Below are 21,224 nucleotides of genomic sequence, written 5' to 3' on the forward strand. Positions count from 1 at the left end.
TATGAAAATTGTATTGCCATTAGCAGGTAAAGGCACACGTTTATTGCCACATACTACAATTGTTCCAAAACCATTAATGTTTGTTGCAGGTCAAAGTATTCTAGATCATTTAATGGAAGAACTAATAGCATTAAATCCCACAGAATTTGTTTTTGTGACAGGGTACATGAAAGAAGAATTAGAAACTCATCTTAAAAATAAATACCCAAATATTGCTATGAAATTTTTAGAACAAAAAGATCCTCAGGGACTTGGTCACGCTATATATCAGGCTAGGGATGCTTTTGCCAAAGATGAAGATATGCTTGTAGTATTAGGTGATCAAACATTTACGATAGATTGGACAAAAATGTTGCAAAGTTCTCATAATAGAATTTCTGTAGTTACTGTAGAAGATCCTAGCCAATTTGGAATAGTAAGTCTGGACGATAGAGGTTTTGTTACTGATATGGAAGAAAAACCAGTAAACCCCAAAAGCAATCTTGCGATTTCTGGAACTTATTATTTTCCTTCTGCTCAGAGTGTTTTTTCTGCTATTGCTTACCAAATAGCTCAAGATATTCGTACAAAAGGTGAAATTCAAATCACTGATTCTATGCGTATTATGATGGACTTGGGAGAACAGTTTGAAGGATTGTTGATTAAAGATTGGAATGATTGTGGCAATCACAAAGACTTGCTAGCAGCTAATAAAACACTGCTTCAAAAAAATAATACTACTTCCACCACCTTTGATAAAAGTGTCATTATTTATGAACCTGTATGGATACACCCTAGTGTGAAAATTACTAATGCCACTATAGGCCCTAATGTATCTTTGGCTGAAAATGTAATTATTGATGATTCAACATTAGTGAATACCATAGTAGATATTAATACAAGGATCAAAAATTCTCGTATTATCGATTCCTATCTTGGTAGAAATATGAATATAGAGAAATTTTCTTCTTCTGATGAATATTTAATATAAATTACCAAATTATAGCTTTTTCAATTATCCTCGCTTTCCCTTGTGGAAGACGAGGATTTTCTTTTATCAGATTCATATAATAATTATACAATTCTTTGTCTCTGTTTTTATAATAGATTAAGGCATTATTTAAGACTCTAGAATATCCTGCTAAAATATAATCTTTTTCTCCAAATTTATGATTTAAAGATTTTTGATATAATTCTATAGCAAGTAAAAAATTACCATTATATTCTTCAAAGCGAGCATAATAAAAATAATAATATTGATTGTTTCTTGTAATAGCTTTATGTAGATAATAGTGAGCCTGATTGATATTTTTTAGAGCAATATAATTTTTGGCAATAGTAAAATAGTTTTTACCTTTATTGAAATAAGATAACGGCTTTAGTAATAAATAATGACCAAAAGCTAAACTTTCTTGATAGCGTCCTATTTTATATAAGGCTTCACTAAAAATCAGCGTTGTTCTTGGATTATTCATCCATAAATGTGGATTGTATTGTAAATATTGAACTCTGAAATCTGGTCTTTCCTCAGTAGCTTTTAGTAGTATTTTAATATCTGTAAATTTTGGTATTATTACTACATTTGTATCTATAGTAAAATTATCAGCAGTAAGTACCGTTAATATATAAAATACAAAAATTATATAAAATTTACTCATTTTATTCAGCAAATAGTAAATCTTCAGATTCATCAAAGGCAACACTGACTACTTTGGAACAACCGAGCTCTTCCATAGTAACACCAAATAACACATCACATACTTCAAGAGTAGATTTGGAGTGAGATACAACAACAAATTGACTTGTTCCTTTGAATCGTACCAAAAGTCTTTTGAAACGATCAATATTTTCATCGTCAAGAGGTGCATCCATTTCGTCTAAGATAACAAAAGGAGTTGGCTTTAGTTCTAAAATAGAAAAAATAACGGCGATTGCAACCATAGCACGCTGTCCTCCAGAAAGAAGACTAACATTTTGAAATTTTTGTCCCGGAGGTTCTGCCATAATATCAATTCCAGAGCGTAAAGGATCTTCTTTATCTTTAAGAATAAGATCAGCTTTTCCACCATTAAAGAGTTCTGAAAATAAGGTACGGAATGATTTTCTGATTTGTTCAAAAGCAACTACAAATTTTTCTGCAGATTCTTTATTTGTATCATTGATGAGCATTTCGGTATCATTAGTAGCTTTTTCTATATCTTCTTTCTGATAAATTAAAGTAGCATATTGTTCTTTAGTAGTTTGAAATTGTTCAATAGCAAGAAGGTTCACATTACCCATTTGGTGAAGTTTATCGCGATACTGCCTAATACGATTATTCAAAAGATCTGTGGTTTCCTCTTTGTCTAAAGTAATATCAGTATCACTAATGTTGAACTGTTCTTTTAGTGCATGTACCATAGTAAGCATAGTAGCTTTTCTTTCAGAAAGAGAGCCCTCGATTTCACTTTCTCTCATACGCAATTTATTAAATTGTTCTACATTTTCTTTATGCATATGTTCTAGTACTTTTTTAGTTTGTCTGAGATCCGCAATATCTGTAAAATGTTGCTTCATATCCTCTTGGATTCTAGTCAATTCTGGATTAAGTTCATCTTGTTCTATTAATAGGTCTTCTATTTCTTCTTGTAACTCAGTATTTCTTTTAGTAATTTGATACGCATCATGTTCAAAATTTGTAATTTGTCTACGATAGTCTGTGATACGCTCCTCAAGAGTTTTCATATCATTTTGCAATGCTTTGCTTTGTGTTTCTGTACTATTATAATTGATACGAGCATTGGTGAGTTCTTCTTGAAATTGGTAATTTTTATTTCTGATATCTGTTAATTTTTTATCATAATCACTCACGATAGTTTCAATTTTTTCAAGCTTACTACTGTTAGTAATCATTTGAGATTTTTCAAGTTCAAATATTCCTTGAGCTTGGGTTTTTTGATAAGATAATTGAGCAATATTTTTTTCAGTTTTAATATATTCTTTTTGTGATGATTTGTGTAGTATATCAATTTCTGCAACTTGTTGAAAGATGACATTTTCTTTTTGTGATACTTTATCAAGATTTTGTCTTACTATAGTAAGATTAGCTCTTGCATTTTCTAAAGATAGAGCAATTTGCTCCATCTTTTCAGAAAGAATAATCTTCTCAGAAAAAGTTCCACCCTCACCAAAAATATCACTTAGCAAAAGAGTATAAGCATCTTCATGAGCGTTAATAGTATTACGCAGTTCATTGAACATATCCTTAGTAATAGGAGATCCTTTTTGAACGATTTCTTGAGATTTGTCTAGTAATGCAATTAATGAGGATTTTCGTATAGAATAATCTGTTTGAAAATCTTTTAGTTTGACAATTTGTTGATCCATGTTAGTAAGAATTATTTTGTCACACTCCTTAGATTGTTCAATAATTTTTTTGTAGTCTTTTTCTAATAATAGTATTTCTTGTTCTATAGCATGGATTTGTGATACAATAGTATTTTTTTCTGTAGAAACTAGTTCTTTTTCTTGTTGTACAATTTCTAATTTTTTTTGTAATTGTTGAAACTCTTGTTCTTCTTCTTGAAGATATTGTGTTTTTAATTTAATTTCATCTTCCAAAGAAATAATTGTTGATTCTTGTACATAAAGTTGCCCTTGAAGTTCAGCAATTTTTTTGCGTATATTATTGATGTCATCATGGCTTAATACTTTTTTGAATCCATGTTCTTTAGATAATTCTAATAAATTTTCTTCTAATTGTAAGGATTTATTTTTTAGTTCTTGTTGAGATGCTTCTGCAGTATCAAGTATTTTTTTAGCTAGTTGCTGTTTTTTTTCTGCATCAGTAATTGCATCTTGCTTTTCTAATAAGATGTCTTCCCATTCTTCAATACGCTCGAGATCTTGTTTGGATCTGATTGTTATTTCATGCAAGCGAACATTACTATCTGCAATATTTTTTTTTGCTGATTCATAACGAATCTTGGATGCAGACAGTTCTTTTTCTAGTTTAATATTTTGTTCATTCATATGACCAAATTGGGATTCTTTTTCTCCCAAAGAAGCATCAGAAAGTTTTATTTGTTCTTCAATTTCATTTAATTTGATAGTCATAGGAGCAAGAGCTTCTTTTAATTTGATAATTTCATTTTCACGACGAGTTATTTCTCTTTTCATGTTATTAACACGAGCAACTTCAAATTTTACTTCCATTTCACGAAGTTCATTATTAATTGTATTATAATTTTCGGCATCTACTGCTTGAATTTCTAAAATATTGATTTCTTTTTCCAAACGATCAATAGTTTCTTGTAATCGTTCTAAGTTTTCACGAGCTTGTGCTAATTTTTTTTCAGCTTCTTCTTTTCTAAATTTGAATTTGGAAATACCTGCAAAATCTTCAAACAAAATCCGTCTATCTTCTGCAGATTCTGATAAAAGTCTATCGATTTTACCTTGTTCAAAGATAGCATAGGAATCTTTCCCCACACCAGTATCAAGAAATAGTTCTGTAGTATCTTTTAGACGAGAACGAACCCCATTAACAAAATATTGTCCTTCTCCAGAACGAAAAACACGCCTACCTATAGAAACTTCTGGAAAGTCAAGAGGGAGCCATTTAAGTTCGTTGTTAAAAGTTAACGCAACATCTGCCATTCCTGAGGCAGTACGGTGTTTTGTTCCAGCAAAAATAATATCTTGCATTTTTTCACCGCGAAGAGAACGGGCACTTTGTTCACCTAGTACCCATTTCATTGATTCTACAACATTAGATTTACCACAACCGTTAGGTCCTACAATTCCAGTAATTCCTTCAGAAAATTCTATATATGTTCTTGTACCAAACGATTTGAAGCCAGATATTTCTAAAGATTTTAAATAAATACTCATACATGCCCTTATCATTTATTATTTGTATTATACACCTAAAAATGATTGCTTGTAAAGTAGTAATTTAAATTGTTATTTTTTTGGTTTAATATATTGAATAGAAATTGTATTTGTGTTATAATTTGATTGAAATAGGGTATATTTTAATCAAAAAGGAAAGATATACAAATGAAGATATTCACATTATTAGTAACATGTTTAATACTTTCTCTACTTCAAGTACACAAATTCACTGTAAATAAATCTAATTTATTTTCTAATAGAGTGTCAAATCAAAATTTTAACTATAAATATAACTACCTACATTTTAGTAATAATGGTAGACGATTACAGATATATAATGATCATACAGATTCGTCTCTGGTATTAATATTAGATTCTGTATATACATCTTCTAAAGCTGTATATAAAACATTAGATGGTAACTTTTTGGGAATAGTACTAATAGATTCTTCTATATATGTAACGAAAATAGTAAATACTATGATAAATATAAATTTTGAAAATATTTATTTTATTGGTATTCAAGAAAAGTTTTTTTTGTAATTTTACACTATATAGATAGTATATTATGAAATTTATTCACTTTATTTTTATGATATTTAAAAAAATATAATATTTTCAGTATAGGTTTTAAAATTTAATTTCTCTTATAATTATTTATAAGAGATTTTTTTATTTTAAAATTATTTTATATGTTATGTAAAGATTTTTTTTATGTTACCGAATTATTTTAATAGATTAAAAATAGATACATCATGAAAGTGTGTCTTATTAAAATAAAATACTATTAACATACTGGAGGACTCCATGTTGAATGTTGTAAAAAAGGCAACAAAAGTTGTACCTGTATTACTAGTTGTTTTGATAATATCAAGTATATCACCTGTATTTACTCAACAAGCAGCTCGTATTACAAAAGATAATGCAACCAAATATCTATACGGTATTACTTCATGGTATGGTAATGATTTTAACGATCAAACTACTGCCAGTGGTGCGAAATATGCTCCAGATACTTTAACAGGGGCACATAGATCTTTACCTTTTGGTACGAGAATAGAGGTCGAAAATCTCAGTAATGGTAAAAAAGTTGAAGTTATTATTAATGATAGAGGGCCTTTTGAACAAAACAGAGTGTTGAATTTATCAAAACAAGCTGCTACTATACTTGAATTTATTGCAGAAGGAACAACTTTTGTTAAAATTACTATCTTAGAATTAGGTACTTCTTTACCTTCTCCTATAGGTTTGCCTACCCCTCCAATAGGAAAAGATATTCCTTATAATCTTGCTAATACTCCTACTAACAATGTTACACCGGAAAAAGAAGAGGATACATTTCCTGTTGATACTGAAGAAGAATATACAGAAGCTGAAGATTATGAAGAACTTGCTAGTGATGATTTATTTAATAGTAATGATGAGCTATTTGCTAATATTGATGATGAATTAGATTTTATGGATGATGATTTTCAATCAGAATTAGTAAATAAAGATTCAGAATTAAAAGCACAAGTGATTTCAAACTCTCCTTCAAGTTTTGCTAATAATAATCCTGCTGTAGAGGCTACTGGTTTTATTAGTGATACAAATGATATTCTTATAGATGATCCTTTGTCAAATATTACTATTGGTCCAGATGATGAGTATGTAGCAGTATCCCATGCTACACCAGAAGCTTTAAATAGTATCCCTAATAAAATAACATCGTCAGAAAAGCAATTGTTAGAAGATAATATTGATGATGATCCTTTTTCAGATCTATTTAATGAAAGTTCAGATCCTTATAGTTTTCAAGATGAAATTGCTAATAGTTTAGTATCACCTACAGCACCAACGAATGCTCAAGATACTGCTTATAATTTAGATGCAAGCCCTACTAATGATCGTAGAGATACTCTATTACCTTTATCTGAAGAAGATGACTATGGGTATGATATTTCTGAGTATCCTCAGTCAGAACCACCAGTAAGTCCACCAACACCTAAAGAAAAAGTACCAGAACCACCAGTAAGTCCACTAACATCTGAAGAAAAAGTACCAGAACCACCAGTAAGTCCACTAACATCTGAAGAAAAAAATACAGAACCTTTTACACCACAAAAAATAGGTAATCATTATATTATTCAATTGGGTGCTTTTAGTAAACAAAAAAATGCCTTGGAACTTTATAATTCATTGCGAGAGGCTGGTTTTAATGCTTATATTACAGATATAAAAATTAAAAATAAAAATCTAATGCGTGTTCGTGTAGGTTATTTTACAAATATTGATGAAGCATTAAAAAGTTCTCAAGAATTAGAAAAAATCCATCAAATTGAAAATAGAATTATTAAAGTTGATTATGAAAAAGAGAATAACATTTAATATGTATGTTAAAAACACTCCCTTATAGAGGGAGTGTTTTTTTTAACATAATTTTTATTTATAATGTTTTCAAGAAATCAACTATTTCTTGAGCAACTTGATTTTTTGTATGAATATAAGTAAATAGCTTATGTCTTTTAGAGTAAGGGTCTATGGAAAGGGGTGTATCAAGAAGTACTTCTTTAATAGAAGAAGAATTTATACGTTTTTTAACATATAGTAAATCTTCAAAGATAGCTGTTTTATCTCCCTTTTCATGGATTAGTAAACAAGGTATTGTAATGTGATGGAGATTTTGCCTTGTTTTTTTTAAGCCTAAATTCATAGAATGTAGTGTTAATCCAAAATGAAATTCTCGAGGAGATCCATAATTTTCTACGAGTTTTCTTTCTTTATAATATTTATTATTTGTAGACAAGCCTTTTTTGGGGATTAAAAACACCAAGAGCCCTGATAACATTATTCCAATATTTCTAATAACACTGTTTTTCTTATGAATTAGATTTATAGGTGTTGCTACAGAAATCAATCCGTTTAAAAAAGATAAAGATGGTGCTATTGTTAATGCCAAAGCTCCTCCTTGAGAATGACCTGCAAGGACGATTTTTGTATACCCTTGATTGTGGATCAAAGATCTTTGAAATGCTACCTTCAAACTATCTTCCCATAAGTATACTTGTTGGCTAGTAAGATCTTCATAAGAATTAGAAGCATTAGGAAGAATAGGGGCATAAACATCCCACTCATCTTGTAATACTTTTTGAGCTGTATCATGAAAGATACTGGGGTGAGAATACATTCCATGGAGCATTATTAAGAGAGATTTGTTTCCTTCTTTTTTGGACCAAAAATCGTGATGAGTAGAAAATTCTTTCGTTAATATTTCTTTATCTGGTCTTTGATGTAAGTATAATGTTTGAGTAGACACAATCGCAAAAACAACAGCTATCGTTGATATTATTATCAATGTTATTATCATCATAACCTAACCCTTTTTAATATAAATTTGTCCTGGTTTTTGGATGATAAGACCTCTGATCTCCATCATAGTGAGTAGTCCATTTAATGTAGAAATATTCATTTCTAGAGTTCTTGAAATCTCATCAATGTGAATATGTTCGTAAGCTAATTCCAATATTTTTACTTCTTCTGTAGATAAAGAATATTGGTTTTCTTCTACAATTTCTTCTACAAGATCTTCTTTTTTTATTATTTGAGAACTATCTTGAGCTAAAAATTGAATTGTTTCCAAATTTGGATTTGATTTTAATACATCTTGAATAATATCTATAGGATTTAAAGCTAATTTGGTACCTTTTTGGATTAAAATATTTGTACCACTATTTTGATTGATCATAGGATTTCCTGGTACAGCATAAACATCTTTCCCTTGTTCTGAAGCTATATTTACAGTGATCATAGTTCCTGATTTTTCTGGTGCTTGTATGACACAAACAGCTTGAGATAATCCACTAACAATACGATTTCTTCGTGGAAATCTCCATTTAGTTGATGTCATTCCTGGTGGATATTCAGATATTAAAACACCTTTCTCTCTTATTTTTTGAAAAAGATAAGAGGAGCTGGAAGGATATACTGTATCGATTGCAGTACCGAGAACACCAATGGTATACCCTTCATGCTTTAATACTGTATCAGAAGCAATAGCATCGTGACCTTTTGCCAGTCCGCTTACTACGCCCAAACCATATTGTGCAAAAGTTTTGCAAAACCATTTGTTAATCTCTTCTGCTTCAGGAGTAGAATTTCTTGTTCCTATTACCGCAATAAGAGGGATTGTTGGATTCATGATTCCTTGAGAATAAAGCAAATAAGGAGGGTCTATAATATCTTTTAGTAAGGGAGGATAGAGAGAACTATTATGAGGAATAAAATTTATCTTTTTTTGTTCACATTGTTCTATAATAATATCAGCTTGTTTTTTCATATTAAGAAGTATTTTTTTAGCTAGTTCTGTTTTGAGACCTAATAGATTCATTTGATAGTTAAGATCACATTCTAAAAATTCACTGATATCGTTAAATTTTTTTTTGATGCTTATAAAACGATTATAACCAATAATATCTGTAGCAGAAAAGGCAATAAGAGTGTACAAATATTTGTCTATCATCTAATTGATACCTAGTTTTTGAGTGCTGTATAATATTTCCAAATTATTTCTAATAACTTTTAATTTATAATCCAAAACTCCAATATTTAATTCTTTTCTGGTAAAATATTTTTTATTCTTGAGTTCTAAGATAAGAGCTTCTGTTTGTTCATAGATGCGTCGAGCTTTGTTACGCTCTCCCTGATCATAATAGATACGAGCGACTCCTAATAAAGAATCAATATGTTCTGGATCTTTGTCTATAATCTGTAAAAATAGAGGAAGTGCTTGTTGGTAGAGACCTTGATCTGTATATATTAAGGCAAGGCCATACATAGTATTAATACTATTGGGTTTGGTTAACAGTGTTAATTTGAGAAATCTTATCGCTGATTCTCCTGCTTGTGATTTCTCAGAGCCTGCAGGGAGCGTTTGATAAAGGGCAAGGTAAGATGAAGATAGTAATTGTGTGGTTGAGGAATCATTTGGATTGATACTATAAGAGCGTTGGAGATTTGTAAGAGCTTGAAAAATCATCCCATTTTGTAATTGAACGCGTCCCAAAGAATATAAATACTTTTGCAGACTACTATCGATAAATACTTCTTGAGTAGCAAGCTTGATAAATTCTTTTGTTTCATCTAATAATTCAATAGCTTTTTCTTTTTTGGCTAGATCATTATTGATTCTATTGACATATTCATTACTAAAAGTAATATCTGTGTTAATTTTTTCTTGTAAGGATGTTTTTTTGGTAAAAATACCAAAAATATTCATAGCCCCTCCTTCTCGGAGAGAAGAAATGTTTGCTAAATTTGCTCTATTTATTTTTTGAGCTTTACGAATAGCACGGTCTACTGGATCCATAGATACTCCAAGCATGTAACCGATAACACCACCTAGGAGAATTAATAAAAAATAAGAACCACCTTTGAATTTCATTGATATTCCTTAATATTATTTATATATATTATATGTATAATTGTCCAAAAGTGTCAATAATCTCTATATATAATAAAACATATTTGATAAAAATAACTTAATATAGTATTTTTGATTGAATACAATTAGGAGAGAATAAATGAATCGTAAATTATTAGTATTAGGGTTATTGGTAGGAATTTTACAATCGGGACTAATTTTTGCTAAATACACAGCAGGTAGTATAGGTACATCAACAAGATTTATGGGAGTACATAATATAAAAGCACCGAAAGATTCTGATCACAAAGATTTTGGATACAGTATGAGCTTGCTGGAATTCTTTCCTCAAGAAAGAAAAGGGCTTTTAGGCTATAGTTCTTATATTCAAATTAGATTTGCAACACCTTTTGCGAAGTGTCAACGGATAGATACTTTTATGAATGAATTTCGTTGGGGTTTTTTATTTGGTGGATCTAGTCGTTTGATTAATACGATCAAAGAAGATACAGGGAAAGGATGGGGTCTTTTCTTAAATGGAGGGATGACTGTAGATTTGGCATCTATAGAGCGTTATGTAGATATGAATATTGAAGATATTAACACACCTGTAAATCTGGGTGCAGAATTATCACTAAGAGCTGTATATAATTTTACAAAATATTCTGCAATTACCTTTGGTATAGATATTGGTTATATCATGAGTTTTTCTTATTTCAATAAGCTAGAATCAATAACATCTGGATTTGAATTTCCTGACATAAATGATGTGCGTTTTGATCATGCCTTAGTTTATGGATTGACTGTAGGATTTTTGTTTTAATAGTGTTGATGAACCTTTAGAAAATCTAAAACGATATGCATAGGAGCTCCAATAATAGTATCTATAAAACCAGATTTAACAATAATATTTGTATCTTGTTTTTGGATAGCATAGGCACCAGCAAATTTAGTAACTGGATAAGTGTTGATATAGGTATGAATTTCTTCCTCTGTAATAGAAAGAATTAATTCAGCACACTCTGTTCCACTAGTTTGAATATCTTTGTATTGTATAGAATAGCCAGTCCAAACAGTTTGTATTTTCTGGTTAAGAAATTGAAGCATAAGATAAGCTTCTTCTATATTTTGAGGCTTACCTAGATTTTTATTTTTACAAGATATTGTAGTATCAAAAGCAAAGACAAAATCATCTGGAAAATTAAGAGCGACAGTAGCTGATTTGTGTTGAGCTAATTGGTGAACCATTTCTTGTGGAGGAAGATGAAAATAATCTTTTTCTATAAAGTTAGACGGATAAGTTTCAAATTGTGTGCCAAAATACTGAGTAAACAACTCTTTTCTACCTTCGGATTCTGAAGCTAAAATTATTTTATTCATAAGCTGTTTCCTTATTTACAAGCAGGTAAATGGGTAAATTGGACAATATAGCCTCTAGGATTCTTGATGAGTTTATATTCTAATATTTGTGCTTCTTTCAACTCTTCTTCTACGGTATTTCCTTTGAGAATTAAAAAATCTTTAGCGAGTGGTGCGTGTTTGTCTCTCCAAATCAAAATATTTGTGAGAGAAGAAAAAGCACGGCTAATAATGAGACACTCTTGCTCAAAAATAAATTTTTTTGTTAAATTTTCTACTTTAATATCTAATTCAAATTTTCTACTGCATAATGTCAAAAAAGATAATTTTTTTTCTTTGATATCTGTAGCAATTAATGTAATAGGCAATTTTTCCTCTTTAATCCAAAAACCTAAAGGGATAATGGGGAATCCACCACCAGATCCTATATCTATAATAGTATGATGTTTTGTTTCTTTAATCAGCTCACAGAGAGAAAATGAATCGTCTACATGTTCTTCTAAATTGTTGATTTCATTTTTGGAAACGAGATTGTGAGTAGTATTCCATAAAATTAATTCTGTTAGATAATTAGATATATCCATTTTTTCATCCTTTTTTGATAGTATGTTGTTGATAATAGTTGAAATATATGATTAATTATAGTATAGTATAGTATATCCTTAAATGATATATTTTTTTTGTAAGAAAATATAAATCGTTTTAGATAAATAAAATTATTATGGAGAATATCATGAAAAATATATTAATATTAATATTATTTAGTGTTGCTAGTTGTAATACATCAGATAAAAACCAAATAGGTAAAATGGTTACAGAAAATATTCCTAGTGAGGATTTCAAAATCAAAGAAGGTAGATCATTACAATCTACAAAAACTATTAGTGCAGACACCAGAATTGGCGATTTTGATTTAATTCAACGCTTATATAATACTGTCTGGTATCAAACAGAAAAAGACTACGATGATGGCAAATTAGAAGTAGAAACTGAATTTGTGATTTTTGATAACAAATCATGGGTTGTTGAAAGAGAAATGGAAAATGGTAGAATGGAAAGAGTTGACTCCGATGACTATGCAAAATTAGTGTGGTTGACAGATGTTGCTCTTTCAGGAGAAACTGTTGATCCAGCTACTAAAAAAACAGCAAGTCGCAATGCTGCTATCGTAAAAAATTGGTCTAGAGATGAAGTTGAATATGAAGGATATTGGTTAAAAGACGAATTCAACTTGTATATTGTTGAAGCTGATACTCAAAATGAGGCGAAAGCTGCTTTAGCACTTATCATAGCTAATCCAAATTTATCTGACTTCTTAGATACAGAAAAATATCTCTTATCTACTAACATACAAAAATAATCATATAACACTACTAAAAAAGCCCCTTTTATAAAGGGGCTTTTTATTGTTAATATTTTGTTGATGAGCTTATTGGATTATTGGTATTAATATTTGTTGATTGGAGTTTGTAGATTTAAATAATTCAAATAATTTCTCATTCCTTTCTTTAATAGCAAAATCTAAAGCAGATTGTACTTGATTATTTTTGATAGTAGGATCAGCTCCATAAGATATTAATAATTTGGCTAATTCTTCATATTCATAAAAGGTAGCAATATGTAAACTTGTCCATCCCTCATTATTCTGTCTATTGACATCAGAGCCAGCTTTAATAAGAATATCACTAGCTTGCGTTTCATTTTTGTAGGCAGCAAGTAAGAGAGCATCGTTTTTATTATGATCTGTGATAGTTAAAGCTATATTTTGTTTAAGAAAATATATTATGTTTTCTATGCTGCCATTTTGACTAGCTAACATAAGAAGTGATAAACCATCTTTGTTGATAATATGAGGGTCAGCACCAGCTTTGATGAGCATTTGAATAATTTTAGGGTGATTATTTATAGTAGCAAGACTTAATGCTGAATATCCTTGCTTGTCGAAGAAAGAAAGATTTGCATTATTTTTGAGGAGTAGCTGAACTGCTTTTTGATGTCCATTACAAGATGCTTGCATAAGAGGAGTGTATAAATCTATATTAATGTTATTAATATTAGCTCCAGCTCTTAACAAGCTATTAATAATAGGTACAAAACCATACTTAGCTGCATAGTTTAATGCTGATCCTTGATCATTGGTAAAATCAATATTAGCACTATTTTTAATGAGTAGATCTACAACTTTAGCATGACCGTATTGAGCAGCAAAAATTAAGGCTGTATGTTGATCTTCAGAAATAAAATTGATTTTTGCCTTATTGTTGATGAGCGTGATAGCTGCTGGGGTGTTACCTTCTATAAGAGTGATTAGTAAAGGAGAGTATCCTGTATGAAAATCTATTTGATTAGGATATGCTCCCTTATCTATATACTGTTGTATAATTTTTGGCGAACCAGTAGGTAAGGCATCAAGAAATTCTTGATTAGATGTTGAAAATCCTAAAACAGGTATTGATAACAGTACTATAATAAAAATATTCATATCAATTCCTTAATATAATTATAGTATTAATGATATATATTTTCAGCAATATAGTGTGATACAATACTAAAAACATTACCTACATTAATTGAATTTTTTTTACCGACTAAAGGTAAACGAACAACATTATCACATAATTCTAAGATAGAACTTGTAATACCAAACTCTTCATTACCAAAAATAAAAGCACAGTTTTCAAAGCAAGTGATTTCTGATAAATTCTTTGAAGGTTCTACCACTTCAAGAGCAATGATTTTGTATGATTTTTGTTTGGCTACTTGAATAGCTTCTTCTGTGGTAGAAAAATATTGAAAAGGTACAAAATTTTCAGCACCAAGTGCTGTTCTTTCTAATTTGGGATGGGGAGGGCAAGGAGTAATTCCTGTTAGATATAATTCTCCTGTTCCAAATCCATCAGCAGAACGAAAGATAGTCCCCACATTCATAGGAGAACGAAGATTATCCAAAATACCAATCCAAGGATAGCGAATAGCTTCTTTGTTGAGATCATCAAATTGAATAAATGAAAACTTTTTATCTTCGTCTATTTTTTGTTCTAAAATGTCTAAAAGATCATGATAAGCAAAATTTAGAGTTTTAATTTGTTCGGACACTTCTTTGATTGTATGTACATTTCTTATCATTTCTACTATTTCAATAGTTTTAAGGATTTTTCGCCCTTCTTGATTTTTTATTGCATCTGTATAAGCAAGCGTTTCGTTAATATCAATAGTTTCTCCATTTTTGAGAGCTATTTCACAATTTCTAATAGTAGAAGCAATTTTATAGATTTTTTGCTTGGTGCCTAATAATGCAAATTTTCTAGGATTAATCACAGATTTTTACTCCGATATTTGATGGACTATCATAGTATACTGGCTATCAATAAAAGATTTTTTGTCTTTTGTATAGTATGTTTGATGAAATACCCATTGATGCTCTGTTAGATTTATGCTTGCTAAGGGATTGAGGAGGATGATAGAAGAATATTTCATAAACAAATATTCTTCTATCATTTCTAAAAAAGTTATATAGTATTCTTCCTTTATATGTATCATTGTAATAGTGTTTTCTTGAAAAGATACAAGTCCTAAAACACCACTATGATTTTCTAATACAAAACACTGTTCCAAAACAAGATCTTTTTCTAAGTACAAATCTTTGACTTGAGCTGGTCTAAAATACATAGGACTACCCTATTGATTATTTGTCTAAACTTTCTATTAATTGTGTAAAAGCCGGAGGATCAGGAAGAGTGAAAGACATCTCTTTGCCAGTTCTTGGATGCTTGAAACTTAAATGACAAGCAATTAATCCCATTCCAGGTAAATGAACGCGTTGACGAGAATAAAGTTCATCATTAACGATAGGGTAGGTAGCTTGAGATAAATGCACACGAATTTGGTGTGTTCTTCCTGTAAAGAGTTTGCATGCTAATAGAGTATGTTCTTTGAGATATTTTAATACTTTGTAATCGGTACGAGCATCACGCCCACCACGCTTGAGTACAGCCATTCTTTTTCTGTCATTAGTAGAACGACCAATATTACCTTCAAGAATTCCATGTTCAGGAGTGAGTCCTTTAACAAGAGCTTTGTACACTTTAGTGATTTCTCTATTTTTAAATGCTTCGCTTAAGGCACGAGATGAATGTTCGTTAAGAGCTATAATCATCAATCCGCGGGTATCTTTGTCCAAACGGTGTACAATACCAACACGACCCTCTTCTCCAAAATTATAATCAATATTTTCTGTTTGTAAATAGTGTAAAATACCATTGGCAAGCGTACCAGATTCATGTCCTTTGGCAGGATGAACGACTAATCCCCATGGTTTGTCTACAATCATAAGATCATCATCTCTATAAATAATAGTCAATGGGATTGGTTCTGGCTCAAAAGAAATTTCTACATGTTGAGACCAATAAAATTCAACTTCTTCTCCAAGTAATAATTTGTGAGAGAGTTTTGGTTCTATACCGTTTATAAGAATAGAATAGTCCAGTATTTTGAGAGAACTTCGAGACACAGAAGGTTCTTGTTGAGTAATAGCTGCATCTATACGAATACCTACTAATGATTCATCAATAACAAACTTCAATTCGTTAAAATCTTCATATTTTTCAAAAAAATCCGATATTGGTAACATGAATAAAGTCCTTTTATATTTTCTTATTTTAACTTGCAATATGGTATACGCAAATGTTTCAGATTTTATGGTGCAAGCAGTGCCTAAAAGATTAAGCACGAAAGAGGATCTACTGAAGATGGATTCTCGTACTCTCAATCAAAATGAAAGACAGGATGCTATTGCGCGTAATATTTATTTTTTGGAGTTAGCATTAGCAATGCCCTTTGATCATCCTATCAAGGCTCTGATCAAAGTTACTAACGAACAACAATATCAAAAATATCAATATGCTGTTAATGCTCATTTAAATCAGCGTCTGGCTGATGAGTATGTCCAATATGGACGATTATTCTACAAAGAGAATATTTATTTTTATAATAATGATTTTTATAAAGAATATCTGGATGGTTATGAAATTGCAGAATTTTATTTTAATTCAGCATTAATTTATCGTAGAAAAGCTGTTGAAGAAGCTCAAAAAGCGAGAGACATAGTCGGCGAATTGAACTCTAATAGAGATCAGACCTTAATTGATTTTGATCAAAAAATTTACACGATCACGAATGATCCTTATGATTTTGAAGAAATATATAGTCAAATCTTAGACGAGCTTCAACAAAATAGAGAAAAAATTTTAGCCTTACAAGTAAGTACCGCTAAGTAAATTTATTAATTTTATAAAATTCTTTTACCATTAATATCAGTAAAATTTCCTGTTATTATTAGAAAAAAATCAATTATCAAACCAATACCACATAATTGAGCTATAAATAAATCAAAGCTGAAACATTCTTTCCTACATAAAATCTATGAGCCGATATCCATCCAAAGAAGAAAAATAAAATCAAAGTGGTTAATAGAGATCTATCACTTTTCATATAATGTATAATCCTTATTTTATACTAATTTATTATCATACTTAAATTATTTAAGATAAATGTTCTAAGAATAATAATTCTTGACTGCTTTTTAGATGATTGAGTAATTCTGTAAGATCACCGGTTAGAATAGTGTCTAGCTTGTGTAAAGTAAGTTTGATCCTGTGATCTGTAACACGATTTTCTTGAAAGTTATAGGTACGAATTTTTTCTGATCTATCACCAGAGCCAATTTGAGCTTTACGCTTTTCAGATTCTTCCCCTTGCCGTTTTTGTAATTCCATATCGTATAGGCGAGATTGAAGAACCATCATTGCTGAAGCCCTGTTTTGGATTTGAGAACGCCCATCTTGACAAGTAACGACTAATCCTGATGGAAGGTGAGTAATACGAACGGCAGATTCTGTTTTGTTAACATGTTGTCCGCCAGCACCGCTTGCTCGATAAACATCTATTTTGAGATCTTTTTCATCAATAGTTACATCTGTTTCGCTAGTTTCTGAAAGTACAGCTACAGATGCAGTAGAAGTGTGAATACGCCCACTAGATTCAGTTGTTGGGACGCGTTGAACTCTATGAACACCACTTTCTAATTTGAGAGCCCCAAAAACACCTTTACCACTAACCGTAAAAATAATTTCTTTGTAACCACCGACTCCAGCTTCACTAGAAGAAATAACTTCTATTTTCCAACGTTGTGTTTCGGCATAACGAGAGTACATACGGAAAAGATCACCAGCAAATAATGCTGCTTCATCACCACCAGCACCACCTCTAATTTCTACCAGAGCATTCTTATCTTTCATAGGATCTTGAGGGATGAGTAATAATAGAACATCTTGGTATGCTTTTTCTAATTGTTCTTTTAAAAGAGGCATCTCTTCTTTTGCAAGAGATCTTAGTTCGTTATCAGGAGAATTTAACCACTCTGAATATTCAGTGATAGTATTTTCTATTTGGTTATATTCATTATTTTTAGTAATAAAGTCATCGTAAGAAGCACGCTCTTTTGCTACTTTACCATACTCCCTATCAGAAGGGCTAAGAGAATTTAATTGGTTATCTAATTCTTTAATAAGAAGCAGTTTATCTCCAGATTTTGGGTGCATAAAAATTCCTTAAATAAATTTCGAGTGTGGATTGAGTTAATTTTTTTTAGTATAGCATAATGTAATGAAATTATCAAGGTTATATTAAATAGATAATTAATGTTCAAATTATTATTAATATATACTTTTTAAAGTATAATACTTGATAATTTTACTATAATAATATATGATTTGTGTAGTTAGTATTATAAAATGTTTACTTAAGGTGGTGGATACCATGAAAAAAAATATTTTTTTATTAGCATTGATGATTACCTCTTGTTCTTTTATTATTGATACAAATTATAATAATCTAGGACCAAGAAGCACACATATTCCTAATATTGATACAGGGAAAAAAATATTCTCAGAATTACGAGGTACTATGTGGAGATCAGAAGAGAATTCTAAAGACAAGGATACCTACCTATATATAGATATCAATGAAAATAAATATGCTATCAAAACTGAAAAAAAAAATATGGTGCCTAATAAGTATCCAGCAAATCATTCATATACATTGTTAGGTAAAGAAGAAGCGTTAGCATCAGCATCTTCTCTTAAATTTTATGATACAGTTATTTTTCAAGAACAAGATAACCGTAATCAATATATTGGCTTTCATTTGCAAAACAGTTGTACACTATATACTGCTGAATCTACAGGAAGTTCAACAGAATTGATCAATAATTTGGAGCAAAAAAAAGGTCGTAAATGGCGACTTTATAGATAATCGATAAAAATAAATCTTGTAATTTGTATAATTTCAAATATGTGTTATACTTTATATAGTGATATAAAAAATGAATTTTATCCTATCAGGAGGCCTCAAATGGCAAAAATAGCTATCAATGGTTTTGGGCGTATTGGACGCTGTACTTTGCGTGCTTATTTAGCGAATTATTCTAAAGCATACGAAATTGTTGCAATTAATGATCTAACAGATCCTGCAGTACTTGTTCACCTTTTCAAATATGATTCAACTTATGGACCATTTCAAGGTGATGTAAAATTAGAAGATGGATTTCTTGTAGTTGCTGGTAAAAAAATCAAGCTTCTTGCTGAAAGAGATGCAACAAAACTTCCTTGGAAAGAATTAGGGGTTGATATTGTTATTGAATCAACAGGTATTTTTACAACTCGTGAAGGTATGACTGCTCATATCACAGCTGGTGCAAAAAAAGTTCTTCTTTCTGCTCCTTCAAAAAGTGCTGATGATGTTGATTTGACAACTGTTATTGGTGTTAATCACAACTTAATCACAAAAGAAATGAAATTTATTTCTAATGCTTCTTGTACTACAAACTCTATGGCTGGTGTTGTAAAAGCTGTAAATGATGCTTTTGGTATTGTTTCTGGTTTCATGACTACTATTCATTCGTACACAATGGATCAAAAATTATTAGATAGTCCACATAGTGACTTAAGAAGAGCTCGTTCTGCCGCTGAAAATATTGTTCCTTCTTCTACTGGTGCTGCTAAAGCTATTGGTTTAGTAATTCCTGAATTAAAAGGAAAATTAGACGGTTGTTCATTACGCGTTCCAACACCAGTTGGATCTATTACAGATATGACTTTTGAAGTTTCTAAATCTACTTCTGTTGAAGAAGTAAACAAAGCTCTTCAAGCAGCTGCTACAGGATACCTAAAGGGAACTGTTGAATATTCAACTGATCCTTTGGTTCTTAAAGATATCGTAGGAAACCCACACTCAGGTATTGTTGACTCTAAGTTAACAGCTGTTGGTGGTGTTGATAAGAAAACAGTTAAAGTATTTTCATGGTATGATAACGAATGGGGATTCTCAAATCGTCTTGCTCACCTTTGTAAAATTGTTTCTGATTTTGTATAAAATTTTTCAATTAAACGACCTTCTTTATAGAGGGTCGTTTTTTTATATAGATTATTTTAAATAACTATGCTATAATTAACTATAAAATTATAAGAGGTTTAACATGATTCAAAGCATACAAAAAAATGAGGTTAAAGAGGTTCTTCCATTATTAGAATTGATGTATAATATTCATCAAGTCGAAATCCCTTATTTTATGAATCCATTGGAGTCACTAGATATTTTAGAAGATCGCCTTATGAAAATGATAGATTTGGATGGGTTTTATCAATTTGTGTATAAATTAGAAGATAAAATAATTGCTTATATGGATATTTCTAAATACGAAGCACATATAGATTTATTATTCCCTACAAAACCTTCCATCATTTTAGATACTTTAATTGTTCATCCTGATTATAGAGGTCAACATTTTGCTGAAGAAATGATAGAATTTGCGCGTCAGCACGCAAAAAGTTTAGGTTTTGCAACAATGGAACTTCATGCATTAACAGCTTTTAAAAATTTAAATAAATATTATCAAAAACATGGATTTAAAAATATATCCAATTATATGACATGTAAACTATAATAATTACTCTCTTTTGAGAGTTTTTTCTTTTTGTAGATACTTTTATATAAATATAGTATAATTTATACAATAAAAGATAGGGGTATTATAAATGATACGAAATACAAATCAACGCATGGTAGAATACCTCAAAGGTTTACTAATTCAACAAAATTTCAATGTATTTTCTGCGTCAACTAGTGATCAATCATGTAATGTGATTATAAGGAATATAAAAGAAAATAATATTCCGCAATATATGGAAATCCAAATGTTATCTCGTACAGAAGAATATAATAATGAATTAGTGATACCTGTGGATACAGATATCTCAAAAGGTTATTTTTGTTATTTCATTTTGTATTCTCTTGGTATGGGCAAAATGTGGTTACTCCGATCTGATGAGCTTATTAAACTCCGTAGTGAAGGTTTGGATGTAAGAGACACTAGTCCATATTTGGTGAAAAACTTTGATCGTTTGAAATTTCCAGAACTAACACTTGCTGAATATAAAAATAAATAACAATAATTTATACACAAAATAGCTATTTTGGCTAATTTGATATTATATATCTTGAGAAGAATTTAAAATCGAGTTATAATATTATCAGTATATTTACAAAAAATTAACTA

At 30.2% G+C, this 21,224-nt stretch carries 23 protein-coding genes; 10 read left to right on the forward strand and 13 right to left on the reverse strand.

Features of this window, described 5'->3' with window-relative positions; translation table 11 throughout:
- The first annotated feature begins 1 nt into the window (after window position 1).
- Window positions 2-970 (forward strand): NTP transferase domain-containing protein, encoded by a 969-nt coding sequence (locus KFW21_05255; protein MDK2818837.1) that lies wholly within the window; start codon window positions 2-4, stop codon window positions 968-970.
- A 1-nt stretch (window position 971) separates the two neighbouring features.
- Here the strand turns inward: KFW21_05255 and KFW21_05260 are convergent, their stop codons facing one another.
- Both KFW21_05260 and KFW21_05265 read right to left on the reverse strand, forming a co-directional pair.
- A complete protein-coding gene (locus KFW21_05260) occupies window positions 972-1,637 on the reverse strand; it encodes a hypothetical protein (GenBank protein MDK2818838.1) in 666 nt (221 codons plus the stop codon).
- A 1-nt stretch (window position 1,638) separates the two neighbouring features.
- Window positions 1,639-4,851, reverse strand: a complete 3,213-nt coding sequence (locus tag KFW21_05265; GenBank protein MDK2818839.1) for an AAA family ATPase — start codon at window positions 4,849-4,851, stop codon at window positions 1,639-1,641.
- A 168-nt stretch (window positions 4,852-5,019) separates the two neighbouring features.
- Here KFW21_05265 and KFW21_05270 point away from each other — a divergent pair, with 168 nt between their 5' ends.
- Together KFW21_05270 and KFW21_05275 are read left to right on the forward strand one after the other, a co-directional pair.
- Window positions 5,020-5,397 (forward strand): hypothetical protein, encoded by a 378-nt coding sequence (locus KFW21_05270; protein ID MDK2818840.1) that lies wholly within the window; start codon window positions 5,020-5,022, stop codon window positions 5,395-5,397.
- Between the two features lie 264 nt (window positions 5,398-5,661).
- Complete coding sequence (locus tag KFW21_05275; GenBank protein MDK2818841.1) at window positions 5,662-7,221, forward strand: septal ring lytic transglycosylase RlpA family protein; 1,560 nt, start codon at window positions 5,662-5,664, stop codon at window positions 7,219-7,221.
- Between the two features lie 58 nt (window positions 7,222-7,279).
- On the opposite strand, the gene KFW21_05280 is transcribed toward KFW21_05275, so the two are convergent.
- Genes KFW21_05280 through KFW21_05290 form a run of 3 tightly spaced genes read right to left on the reverse strand, consistent with a single transcriptional unit; the run spans window position 7,280 to window position 10,273 of the window.
- Entirely contained in the window at window positions 7,280-8,203 is a 924-nt protein-coding gene (locus tag KFW21_05280; protein MDK2818842.1) for an alpha/beta fold hydrolase, read from the reverse strand.
- Window positions 8,204-8,206: 3 nt separating this feature from the next.
- Window positions 8,207-9,352 (reverse strand): DNA-processing protein DprA, encoded by a 1,146-nt coding sequence (gene dprA / locus KFW21_05285; GenBank protein ID MDK2818843.1) that lies wholly within the window; start codon window positions 9,350-9,352, stop codon window positions 8,207-8,209.
- Complete coding sequence (locus KFW21_05290; protein MDK2818844.1) at window positions 9,353-10,273, reverse strand: tetratricopeptide repeat protein; 921 nt, start codon at window positions 10,271-10,273, stop codon at window positions 9,353-9,355.
- A 139-nt stretch (window positions 10,274-10,412) separates the two neighbouring features.
- On the opposite strand from KFW21_05290, the gene KFW21_05295 reads away from it, so the two are divergent.
- Window positions 10,413-11,075, forward strand: coding sequence for a hypothetical protein (locus tag KFW21_05295; protein ID MDK2818845.1), 663 nt, complete (start codon window positions 10,413-10,415; stop codon window positions 11,073-11,075).
- Here KFW21_05295 and KFW21_05300 read toward each other — a convergent pair.
- Together KFW21_05300 and KFW21_05305 are read right to left on the reverse strand one after the other, a co-directional pair.
- On the reverse strand, window positions 11,072-11,632 hold the full coding sequence (locus KFW21_05300) for a Maf family protein (GenBank protein ID MDK2818846.1): 561 nt from the start codon (window positions 11,630-11,632) through the stop codon (window positions 11,072-11,074). The two genes, KFW21_05295 and KFW21_05300, sit on opposite strands and share 4 nt — an antisense overlap.
- 11 nt (window positions 11,633-11,643) lie before the next feature.
- Window positions 11,644-12,195 (reverse strand): class I SAM-dependent methyltransferase, encoded by a 552-nt coding sequence (locus KFW21_05305; protein ID MDK2818847.1) that lies wholly within the window; start codon window positions 12,193-12,195, stop codon window positions 11,644-11,646.
- A 149-nt stretch (window positions 12,196-12,344) separates the two neighbouring features.
- Here KFW21_05305 and KFW21_05310 point away from each other — a divergent pair, with 149 nt between their 5' ends.
- Complete coding sequence (locus KFW21_05310) at window positions 12,345-12,971, forward strand: hypothetical protein (GenBank protein MDK2818848.1); 627 nt, start codon at window positions 12,345-12,347, stop codon at window positions 12,969-12,971.
- A gap of 69 nt (window positions 12,972-13,040) precedes the next feature.
- On the opposite strand, the gene KFW21_05315 is transcribed toward KFW21_05310, so the two are convergent.
- From KFW21_05315 to KFW21_05330, 4 genes are read right to left on the reverse strand one after another with little or no spacing between them, the layout of a single operon-like run.
- Window positions 13,041-14,093, reverse strand: a complete 1,053-nt coding sequence (locus KFW21_05315; GenBank protein ID MDK2818849.1) for an ankyrin repeat domain-containing protein — start codon at window positions 14,091-14,093, stop codon at window positions 13,041-13,043.
- Window positions 14,094-14,119: 26 nt separating this feature from the next.
- Complete coding sequence (locus KFW21_05320; protein MDK2818850.1) at window positions 14,120-14,929, reverse strand: hypothetical protein; 810 nt, start codon at window positions 14,927-14,929, stop codon at window positions 14,120-14,122.
- A 6-nt stretch (window positions 14,930-14,935) separates the two neighbouring features.
- Complete coding sequence (locus KFW21_05325; GenBank protein MDK2818851.1) at window positions 14,936-15,280, reverse strand: hypothetical protein; 345 nt, start codon at window positions 15,278-15,280, stop codon at window positions 14,936-14,938.
- A 16-nt stretch (window positions 15,281-15,296) separates the two neighbouring features.
- Window positions 15,297-16,241 (reverse strand): RluA family pseudouridine synthase, encoded by a 945-nt coding sequence (locus KFW21_05330; GenBank protein ID MDK2818852.1) that lies wholly within the window; start codon window positions 16,239-16,241, stop codon window positions 15,297-15,299.
- Window positions 16,242-16,281: 40 nt separating this feature from the next.
- Between KFW21_05330 and KFW21_05335 the strand changes: the two genes are divergently transcribed.
- Complete coding sequence (locus KFW21_05335; GenBank protein ID MDK2818853.1) at window positions 16,282-16,887, forward strand: hypothetical protein; 606 nt, start codon at window positions 16,282-16,284, stop codon at window positions 16,885-16,887.
- A 100-nt stretch (window positions 16,888-16,987) separates the two neighbouring features.
- Here the strand turns inward: KFW21_05335 and KFW21_05340 are convergent, their stop codons facing one another.
- Window positions 16,988-17,101: a TM2 domain-containing protein gene (locus KFW21_05340; protein ID MDK2818854.1), complete on the reverse strand. Its 114-nt coding sequence runs from the start codon at window positions 17,099-17,101 to the stop codon at window positions 16,988-16,990.
- Window positions 17,102-17,151: 50 nt separating this feature from the next.
- On the reverse strand, window positions 17,152-18,210 hold the full coding sequence (gene prfA, locus KFW21_05345) for a peptide chain release factor 1 (GenBank protein ID MDK2818855.1): 1,059 nt from the start codon (window positions 18,208-18,210) through the stop codon (window positions 17,152-17,154).
- 217 nt (window positions 18,211-18,427) lie between these two features.
- On the opposite strand from prfA, the gene KFW21_05350 reads away from it, so the two are divergent.
- The 4 genes from KFW21_05350 (at window position 18,428) to KFW21_05365 (ending at window position 21,114) form a co-directional block, all read left to right on the forward strand.
- The gene (locus tag KFW21_05350; GenBank protein ID MDK2818856.1) at window positions 18,428-18,922 is read left to right on the forward strand and encodes a hypothetical protein; all 495 of its coding nucleotides are present in this window, start codon (window positions 18,428-18,430) and stop codon (window positions 18,920-18,922) included.
- Between the two features lie 99 nt (window positions 18,923-19,021).
- Entirely contained in the window at window positions 19,022-20,041 is a 1,020-nt protein-coding gene (gap, locus tag KFW21_05355) for a type I glyceraldehyde-3-phosphate dehydrogenase (protein ID MDK2818857.1), read from the forward strand.
- A gap of 103 nt (window positions 20,042-20,144) precedes the next feature.
- Window positions 20,145-20,612: a GNAT family N-acetyltransferase gene (locus KFW21_05360; protein MDK2818858.1), complete on the forward strand. Its 468-nt coding sequence runs from the start codon at window positions 20,145-20,147 to the stop codon at window positions 20,610-20,612.
- 91 nt (window positions 20,613-20,703) lie between these two features.
- On the forward strand, window positions 20,704-21,114 hold the full coding sequence (locus tag KFW21_05365) for a hypothetical protein (protein MDK2818859.1): 411 nt from the start codon (window positions 20,704-20,706) through the stop codon (window positions 21,112-21,114).
- Window positions 21,115-21,224 lie beyond the last annotated feature (110 nt).

Source organism: Spirochaetota bacterium (assembly GCA_030154445.1).
GTDB lineage: Bacteria > Spirochaetota > Brevinematia > Brevinematales > Brevinemataceae > Brevinema_A.